The 8834-nt window shown below is 63.1% G+C and carries 7 protein-coding genes and 1 pseudogene; 2 read left to right on the forward strand and 6 right to left on the reverse strand.

Features of this window, described 5'->3' with window-relative positions:
* Positions 1-487, forward strand: a 487-nt coding sequence (locus EN925_RS12050; RefSeq protein ID WP_128336567.1) for a Maf family protein, incomplete at its 5' end; no start/stop codon positions are given.
* Positions 484-681: a DNA gyrase inhibitor YacG gene (gene yacG / locus EN925_RS12055; RefSeq protein ID WP_013530195.1), complete on the forward strand. Its 198-nt coding sequence runs from the start codon at positions 484-486 to the stop codon at positions 679-681. The genes EN925_RS12050 and yacG, both read left to right, overlap by 4 nt.
* Before the next feature lie 5 nt (positions 682-686).
* Here yacG and EN925_RS12060 read toward each other — a convergent pair whose 3' ends face one another.
* The 6 genes and pseudogenes from EN925_RS12060 to EN925_RS12085 all read right to left on the reverse strand — a co-directional run.
* Positions 687-2057: an alpha-glucosidase/alpha-galactosidase gene (locus tag EN925_RS12060; protein WP_127367163.1), complete on the reverse strand. Its 1371-nt coding sequence runs from the start codon at positions 2055-2057 to the stop codon at positions 687-689.
* Between the two features lie 19 nt (positions 2058-2076).
* On the reverse strand, positions 2077-3744 hold the full coding sequence (locus EN925_RS12065) for an ABC transporter ATP-binding protein (RefSeq protein ID WP_127368850.1): 1668 nt from the start codon (positions 3742-3744) through the stop codon (positions 2077-2079).
* A 9-nt stretch (positions 3745-3753) separates the two neighbouring features.
* Positions 3754-4893: an ABC transporter permease gene (locus EN925_RS12070; RefSeq protein WP_127368849.1), complete on the reverse strand. Its 1140-nt coding sequence runs from the start codon at positions 4891-4893 to the stop codon at positions 3754-3756.
* Position 4894: 1 nt separating this feature from the next.
* Positions 4895-5902 carry an ABC transporter permease gene (locus tag EN925_RS12075; protein WP_013530191.1) on the reverse strand — a complete coding sequence of 336 codons (1008 nt, stop codon included), beginning with the start codon at positions 5900-5902 and terminating at the stop codon, positions 4895-4897.
* A gap of 110 nt (positions 5903-6012) precedes the next feature.
* Positions 6013-8097 (reverse strand): ABC transporter substrate-binding protein, encoded by a 2085-nt coding sequence (locus EN925_RS12080; protein WP_013530190.1) that lies wholly within the window; start codon positions 8095-8097, stop codon positions 6013-6015.
* A 146-nt stretch (positions 8098-8243) separates the two neighbouring features.
* A pseudogene (locus EN925_RS12085) lies at positions 8244-8834 on the reverse strand (alpha-glucosidase/alpha-galactosidase); the annotation flags it as partial.

Below are 8834 nucleotides of genomic sequence, written 5' to 3' on the forward strand. Positions count from 1 at the left end.
GGCCAAGCGGCTGTCGAAGGAAAAGGCCGAGAAGGCGTTCGCCTCACTGAAGACCGAAGCCGACTATGCGCCGGGTTTCGTGCTGGCCGCCGACACGGTGGTTGCCGTCGGGCGGCGCATCCTGCCCAAGGCAGAAACCCTCGACGACGCTGCCAACTGTCTCGGGCTGTTGTCGGGCCGTTCGCATCGGGTCTATTCCGGCATCTGCCTTATCACCCCGGGTGGCAAGCTGCGCCAGCGCCTGGTCGAGACGCGGGTGCGTTTCAAGCGGCTGCCGCGCGAAGAGATCGACGCCTATATCGCCTCGGGCGAATGGCGCGGCAAGGCGGGCGGCTACGCCGTCCAGGGCCTCGCCGGCGCCTTCGTCGTCAAGCTGGTCGGCTCCTACACCAACATCGTCGGGCTGCCGCTCTATGAGACCATCGCGCTGCTGAGCGGCGAAGGCTTCAAGGTGCATGGCGGCTGGCTGGCGGGAACCCGGCTGTGAATTCCGATCCCAAAGTCACGCCCTTGCGCCCAAAGCGCCCCTGTCCCGAATGCGGCAAGCCCTCGGCGCGCGACAGCTTTCCGTTCTGCTCGACGCGCTGCAAGGACATCGACCTCAACCGCTGGCTGAAGGGCGCCTATGTCATCAAGGCCCGCGATGACGAGGAAGAGACGGATCCCGACGCTCCGAAATGAGGTCGTCAGGCGGCCTCGGTCTTGCGCGCCACCCGCGCCCAGCCCGGCAGCCAGTCGCCGTGAGCGGCCAAGAGATCATCGACCAGTGACCAGATCTGGTCGAGATCGAGTTCGGCCGCGGTGTGCGGATCCATCATCGCCGCGTGGTAGATGTGCTCGCGGTTCTCGGTCATCAGAGCCCGCACCGTCAGTTCCTGCACGTTGATGTTGGTGCGGATCAGCGCGGTCAATTGCGGCGGCAGCTCGCCTATATAGGTCGGCTGGATGCCGGAGGCATCGACCAGGCACGGCACTTCGGCGGCGCAATCGCGGGGCAGCGAGGTGATGCAGCCATTGTTGCGGACATTGCCGTAGATCACCGACGGCTCGCCGGTCCAGACTGAATTCATGATCGAGGAGGCATATTCCCGGGACTGCTCTACCTCGATGCGATCGGCCGAGCGATAGGCTTCAGCCTGTCCCTTCCAGCGCTCGATCTGCTCGATGCAGCGCTTGGGATATTCATCCAGCGGGATGCCGTATTTCTCGATCAGGTCGGGGCGGCCCTCCTTGATGAAATAGGGCGTGTATTCGGCAAAGTGCTCCGAGCTCTCGGTGACGAAATAGCCGAGCCTGGTCAGCATCTCGTAGCGCACCTTGTTGGGACAGCGCGGGTTCCAGCCGGGCTTGGGCGCGCGGCCTTCGCGATAGGCGCGCACGAGATCTGGGTAGAGGTCGCGGTAGGAACCGTCCGGCTGGCGATGCTCGAACTTCAGATAGAACGCCATGTGGTTGATGCCGGCCGAGCGATAGCGGATCTCTTCGTAGGGAAGGTCGAGGTCTTCAGCCAGTTCCATTGCCGTGCCCTGCACCGAATGGCAGAGGCCGACCTGCCTGATCTCAGGGTATTTCTCTGCTATCGCCCAGGTGTTGATCGCCATCGGGTTGACATATTGCAGCATGATCGCATCGGGGCAGACGGCGAGCATGTCTTCGCACACCTTCCACAGATGCGGCACGGTCCTTAAGCCCCGCATGATGCCGCCGACGCCGAGCGTGTCGGCGATCGTCTGGCGCAGGCCGTATTTCTTCGGCACCTCGAAGTCAGTGACTGTGCAGGGCTCGTAGCCCCCGATCTGGAAGGCGACGACGACGAAATCCGCGCCGGCCAGCGCCTTGCGCTGATCCGAATGGGTCTCGGTCTTCGCCTTGACGCCAAGCGTCGCGATCAGCTTGTTGACGACAATGGCGCTCTCTTCCAGCCGCTGCGGATTGATGTCCATCAGCGCGATCGTCGCGCCGGACAGCGACGGGCGCTGCAGCACGTCGCCGACAATGTTCTTCATGAACACCGTCGAGCCGGCGCCGATGAACGTGATCTTGGGATTTCTTGCCATGCTAACCTCCGGCATATGTTCAGGCCACATCGAAAGCGGCCCTGACGAGCCGTTCGGTGTAAGCGGTCTTGGGATTGGACAGGATGTCGTCGACGGGGCCCTGCTCGACGATCTTGCCGTTCTGCATGACGATCACGCGATGGCACAGCGCACGCACCACCTTGAGGTCGTGCGAGATGAAGAGGTAGCTGAGGCCGCGCTCGTCCTGCAGCTTGCGCAGGAGGTCGATGATCTGCGCCTGGACGGAGAGGTCCAGCGCCGATGTCGGCTCGTCGAGCAGGATGAATTCTGGTTCAAGCGCTATGGCGCGGGCGATCGCAATGCGCTGCCGCTGGCCACCAGAGAATTCGTGCGGAAACCGCGACAGTATATCGCCCGGCATGCCGGCGCTGACCAGCGCGTCGCGCACCCGTTCGACCCGCTCGCGCCGCGTCGCCCCTATGCTGTTGACGATCAGCCCTTCCTCGATGATCTGGCCGATCGTCATGCGCGGGTTGAGCGAGGAGAACGGATCCTGGAAGACGATCTGCATGCGCGAGCGCAACGGCCGCATCTCGGCCCGCGACAGGCCGTGGATCGGCTTGCCGTCGAAACGGATCTCGCCGCGCTTGGCGTCGATCAACCGGAGCAGGGCCTGGCCGAAGGTGGTCTTGCCGGAGCCGGACTCGCCGACCAGCCCCAGCGTCTCATGACGACAGAGTTTCAGGCTGAGATCGTCGACGGCGACCAATTCGCGCCAGTCGGGTTTCAGAAAGGTGCCGTGGCGCAGCATGAATGAGACGCGCACGCCGCTGGCCTCGAGAATGGTGCCACAGCCCTCCGGCAGCGGCTTCGGCTGCCCATGCGGCTCTGAAGCCAGCAGCCGCCTCGTATAGGGATGCCGCGGGTCGGCGAAGAGCCGTTCGGTGACGTTGTGCTCGCACATTTCGCCATGCTGCATGACATAGACGTAGTCGGAGAACTGGCGCACCACGGTGAGGTCGTGGGTGATCAGGATCACCGCCATGCGCAGCTCTTTCTGCAGGCTGCGGATCAGGTTCAGGATCTGCGCCTGGACGGTGACATCGAGCGCCGTGGTCGGCTCATCGGCGATCAGCACGTCGGGATTGTTGGCCAGCGCCATGGCGATCATCACCCGCTGGCGTTGCCCGCCCGAGAGCTGATGCGGGTATTGTCTGAGCCGCGCGGCAGGATCGGGAATCTGCACGTGCTGCAGAAGTTCGAGCGCTCGCGCCCAAGCCTGTTTGCGGCTGACCTTACGATGCACCCGAATCGCCTCGACGATCTGGCTGCCGACCGTATAGATCGGGTTGAGCGAACTCATCGGCTCCTGGAAGATCATCGAGATGCGGTTGCCGCGCAGCTTGCGCCGGGCGCTCTCGGGAAATTTCAGGATGTTTTGCCCGTCATAACAGACGCTCGAGCCGGGCGACACCGTGGCGCGCCGCGACAGCAGGCCCATGACGGTGCGCGCCGTCACCGACTTGCCCGAACCGGATTCGCCGACGATGGCGATCGTCTCGCCGCGATAGAGCTGGAACGAGATGTCCTTGACCGCTTCGACGACGCCATGCTCCACCTTGAAGGCCACGGCGACGTTGCGGGCATCGATGATCGGCTGGTCCTGGCGTCCGTCATGGTCGTGACGGACGATCGGTGCGAAGGATTCGGCGAGCGCGACGGTCATCTCAGCACCTCAATAAGGGTCGACGGCGTCGCGCAGGCCGTCGCCAAGCGCGTTGAAGGCAAAGACGGTGACGAGCACGAAACCGACCGGCGACAGGATCCAGGGATAGGTGCCGATGACGGAATAGGTCGCGGTGTCCTGCAGCATCAGGCCCCACGAGATCAGCGGCGGCTTGACGGCGAAGCCGAGGAAACCGAGGAAGGATTCGAGCAGCACCACGGTCGGGATCGCCAGCGTCACGGCGACGATCACATGGCTCATCACATTGGGGAAGATGTGCTGCATGATGATGCGCCGGTCGGTGGCGCCGACCGCCATGGCGGCGCGCACATACTCGATCCGCGCCAGCGCCAGCGTCTTGCCGCGCACTTCGCGCGACATCTGCGCCCAGCCCAAGGCCGACATGACGATGATGACGAAAGCGAGGAAGACGTTGGTGGGAGCGGTGACCGGGATCAGTGTCGTCAGCGCCAGATAGAGCGGCAGCTGCGGGAAGGCGAGCACCAGTTCGACGAAGCGCTGCATCCAGACATCGAACCTGCCGCCGAAATAGCCGGAAACCATGCCGACGATGGTGCCAATGACGGTGATGATGAAGACGACCGTCAGGGCGATCATCAGCGAGACGCGCGAGCCGTGGATGGCGCGCGACAGCACGTCACGGCCGAACTTGTCGGTGCCCAGGAAATGCACCGGCTGGCCGTCCAGCGAGCCGAACAGATGCCGGTCCGCCGGCAGCAGCCCAAACAGCTTGTAGGGCGCGCCATGCACGAAGAAACCGAGCAGCCTAGGATGATCATAGTCGGGGCCGACGACGGGCTGGAAAGTGACCGGATCGAGGTCCGCCGAATCGGCCAGCGCATAGACCCTCGGCCGTGCGGTGAAACCGCCGTCTCTGTCATGGAAGCTTGGCACCTGCGGCGGAGCGAAGCCGACATCCGTGACCTTCGGGTCCATTGGCGCGATGAATTCGGCTAATACGGCCATCACCAGCAGCAGCACGACGAGCCAGAGCCCGGCCATGCCGGTCCAGGAGCGCTTCAGCCGGCGCCAGACAAGCGCCATGTAGCTTTCGTTGCCATGCGCCGGTTTGGCGACGATGGGCCCTTCGGCAGGCAGCGGTGGAGGGGATGGATCGCGCGCCAGCATCTCAACGCTCCCCGAACTGGCGCACGCGCGGATCGAGCAGCACGAGCAGCATGTCGGCGATGATGTTGCCGACGATGAGTGTCGCCGACAGGACCATCATGAAGGTGGCAGTGACATAGACGTCGCCGACAGCCATGGAGCCGACGATCGCCGGGCCGACGGTCGGCAGTGCGAAGATGATCGCCGTCTCGATCTCGCCGGTCAGCATATAGGGCAGCACCACGCCCTGATACATGATGAGCGGATGCAGCGCGTTGGGCACGGCGTGGCGCATGACGACGGCAGCACCCGTCAGCCCCTTGGCCCTTGCCGTCTCGACATATTGCGCGTTCAGCGTATCGAGCAGATTGCCGCGCATGACGCGCATATTGTAGGCGAGGCCGCCGAAAGTGGCGATCGCCACCACCGGCCAGACATGTTTGACGAGGTCGACGAATTTGGCCCACGACCACGGCGCACCACCATATTGCGGCGAGAAGAATGAGCCGATCTCAGACACGTTGAACTGGAAGACCAGGAGATAGACGATGATCAGCGCCATCAGGAAGCGCGGCACCGTCATACCGAGGAAGGAGATGGCCGACAGTGTCGAGTCGATCCAGGTGTATTGCCTTGTCGCCGCCCATATGCCGAATGTGATGCCCAGCACCGAGGCCAGCAGATGGCAGACCAGCGCCAGAAGGAGCGTGCGCGGCAGGCGCTCTCCGACCACATCGGCGACCGGTTTGTTGTAGTACAGGCTGTAGCCGAAATCGCCTCGAGTGACGATGCCGACGATCCAGTTGAGATACTGCACGGGCAGCGGCTTATCGAGGCCATGCTCGATGCGATAGGCCTTTGCCTGCGCGTCGGCCTCGGCAAAGGAAGCTCCACCCTGGTTGATCGCCTGCGAACGGATGTAGTCGGCATAGTCGCCCGGCGGCGCCTGGATGATGGCAAAGGTGGCCAGGCTCAAAATGGCGAGGACCGGGATTGCCGACGCTATGCGCGTGAGCAGGAATCGCAGCATGGACGGTTCGTTCCTTGTCTCGCCGATCGCGCCCTTGGTTGCGTCCGGAGGTTGGTTTGTCCGGCCGCGCCAGCGGCGCGGCCGGAGGTCTCTCAGTCAGGGAGGTAAACCTAATTCATCAGCCCCTTCTCTCCGGGTTTGCCGGGCAGCTCATCGGGGAACAATTCATATTTCGCCTGCTTGTCTGCGGCGACAAACACCCGTTCGCGGATGATCGAATCCTCGGCCCAGTTGAACATGAAGATCGGCGTGCCCTGCGGAATGTTCGAGAAGCGCTTGTTGACGATCAGCGCGCCGGGATATTCCGTCAGGCCGACATTGTAGACGTGCTCCGTCGAGATCTTCTGGAATTGTTTCATCAAGCTGGCGCGCTGGTCATTGTCCTGCGTGGAGACGAACTTGTTGACGATGTCGACGAGGTCCTTTTCGAACGGCATCACGTCGACCTCGCCATTTTCCGGCGCACGATGGTCCCAGCTGGTGCGCGGGCCGACAGGGGCAAGCTGCACGGTGTTCTGCACCACCGAGGTCAGTTCCTGTTCGTTGCGCCGGACCAGCCAATCGAAGCGGCCGGAGTATTGCGAAGCGTCCCGCTGGGTGCCGTTGAGGCCGTTGAGCACGACCCGCAGCCCGAGCTTTTCCATCTGGGCGACGACGCCTTCGGCAAGGCTCTTGTCGGTCGTGTAGTCGTTGTTGACCAGCATCACGATCTCGACATTCTTGCCGCCGGCGGTGCCGGAAGGGAAATTCACGAAGCCGTCGCCGTCCGTGTCCTTGAGGCCGGCCTTGGCGAGTTCCGCCTTGGCGCCATCGAGGTCGAAGGGGTAGTAGACCGTCGAATTGCGGTCGTAGAAGCTGGTTCCTGACGACAAGCCGCCGGGATAGATGGCGGTGAACGGCCCCTTGACCAGCGAGTCGCCGAGCGCCTTGCGGTCGAGCGCCATGGTGACGGCCTTGCGGAAATCCTCGTTGCGGTTCAGCTCGCGGATCGCCTGGCCGCGTTCGTCCGGATTGCCCCAGCCATTGGCGGAAAAATTAAAGCGCAGATTGTAGCCGATGAGCCGCGGGCCGAAAGCAAGACGGGCAGGCGCGTTCGCCTCCGCCGCACGCTTCAGCGAGGCGACGAAGTTTTCCGGCTGCTCCAGATTGGAAAAATCAGCCGCGCCGGCCACCGCCTGGACGTCGCGATCGGCCCAGGTCGACAGCTTGTAGTGCAGTTCGTTGAGATAGGGCAGTTGATTGCCCTTTTCGTCGACCTTCCAATAATAGGGATTTCGGCGCATGACGATGATATCGTCCGGCCGGTATTCGACCGGGACCCAGCCGCCCATCACCGGCATGTTCATGAATTCCGGCGGGAAGGCATTCTTGAACTGATCGTAGGTGTTCTTCGAATATTTCGGATGCTGCGGCTTCAGGATGTGCGCGGGACCAGGACAGAAGGTGCCGTAGGCCATGGCATACAGGTACTGCTTCGGGAAGGCGTCCTTGAAGGTCCATTCGACGGTGTAGTCGTCGATCTTCTTCAACGTCGTGCCGACGCCGAAGGTTTCCGGCGTGGCGCCGTTCAGCGGCGAGACGTTGGGATCGACGACCTCGTCGTCCCAGTAGAACATAACGTCGTCGGCGTTGAACGGCACGCCGTCCGACCACTTCGCGCCTTCGATGAGGTGCATGGTCAGCTTGTGGCCATCGCTCGACCAATCCCAGCTCCTGGCCAGGTTCGGCAGCGGCTCGGTGTCCTTGGCCTCGACCTGGAACAGCGGGGCGGTGCGCGTCAGGCATTCGGAGAGGCCGATGTCGATGCCGCCCCAGCCTTGCGTCTGACCGGCGCCGTAGTTCCAGCCTTCCGGCCGCCCGCCGATGACGTGGCGCATCGTATCGCCATAGACGCCGATGCCGTCTTGCATATTGCCCGTCTTGAAGACCAGCGGCTCCTTCGGCAGCCTGTCTTTCACCGGCGGAAGCTTGCCGGTCTTGACGTATTTCTCGGTGACCCAGTCCGGCTCGTGATATTCGGGAAGCGCCTTGAACTCCAGAATGGAGTCGCGCGCGACATAATTGATCTTGCCTTCGGCGGGAAACGGTGTCGGCGCCGGCGGAACCGTCGGCTCGGAAGCGTAAGCACTGAGTGCCGAGACCGAGACGCTCAGCGCCAGTCCGGCAGCAAGGCCGATATTGCGTAAATTCCTCACTGTCTCTCTCCCTCTTGTTTGTCCGGAGCGTTTGCACCCGCTCCGCCTCTCCTCGAATTCAAACGGCTTCGTGGCAGTGGATCCGCCTCCCATGGATCCACCATCACCGCATGAATTTCCAGCCGGCCCGTTTCAGCCGGCCCGTTTCAGCCGGCTTGCTTCAGCGCGGCTTTTTCGGCGCGCAATTCCTCGATCGAGCGAACGCTGCGCCGTGCGGCGCCCGCCCACTCGCGGGTCTTCACCTTGGATGTCGACAGCCGCTCCCTGGCGGCCGGAACCGCATGGGCGTATTGCGGCAGCCAGGCTGCCTGGGCGACGACCATTTCGTCGACCATCTGCCAGACCTCCTCCGGCGTCGAAACCGCGCCGACCAACGGGTCATGCAGCACGGCGAGCTTCAGAAGATCGATGTCGCCTGATATCGCGGCATGCACCGACATGCGCTGGACGTTGATCGAAGCGATGCAGGTGGCGGCGCAAGCCTCCGGCAACGTGATGCCGGCGGCCATGTTGATGCCGAAACGGTCGACGAAGCCCGGCGACTCGATGATGGCATCCTGCGGCAGGTTGGTGATCACGCCATTGTTCTTGACGTTGAAGTGGCCGCGATAGACGCGGTTGGTCTCCAGCGCCTCCAATATGTGGCTGGCATGCTCGTTGGAGCGTTTCTCGCGGTCGATCGGCTTGGACGCCGCTTCGAGGAACTGCGGATATTCCGTCTCGAACCAGTTGCGGGT

Origin of the sequence: Mesorhizobium sp. M7A.F.Ca.US.006.04.2.1 (assembly GCF_004022915.1) — a bacterium.
GTDB classification, from domain to species: domain Bacteria; phylum Pseudomonadota; class Alphaproteobacteria; order Rhizobiales; family Rhizobiaceae; genus Mesorhizobium; species Mesorhizobium ciceri.

Excerpts from the sequence above, each read along its gene's own strand:
- EN925_RS12060 (WP_127367163.1), bottom strand. The coding sequence starts at position 2,057 with ATGGCAAGAAATCCCAAGATCACGTTCATCGGCGCCGGCTCGACGGTG.
- EN925_RS12065 (WP_127368850.1), bottom strand. The coding sequence starts at position 3,744 with ATGACCGTCGCGCTCGCCGAATCCTTCGCACCGATCGTCCGTCACGAC.
- EN925_RS12070 (WP_127368849.1), bottom strand. The coding sequence starts at position 4,893 with ATGCTGGCGCGCGATCCATCCCCTCCACCGCTGCCTGCCGAAGGGCCC.
- EN925_RS12075 (WP_013530191.1), bottom strand. The coding sequence starts at position 5,902 with ATGCTGCGATTCCTGCTCACGCGCATAGCGTCGGCAATCCCGGTCCTC.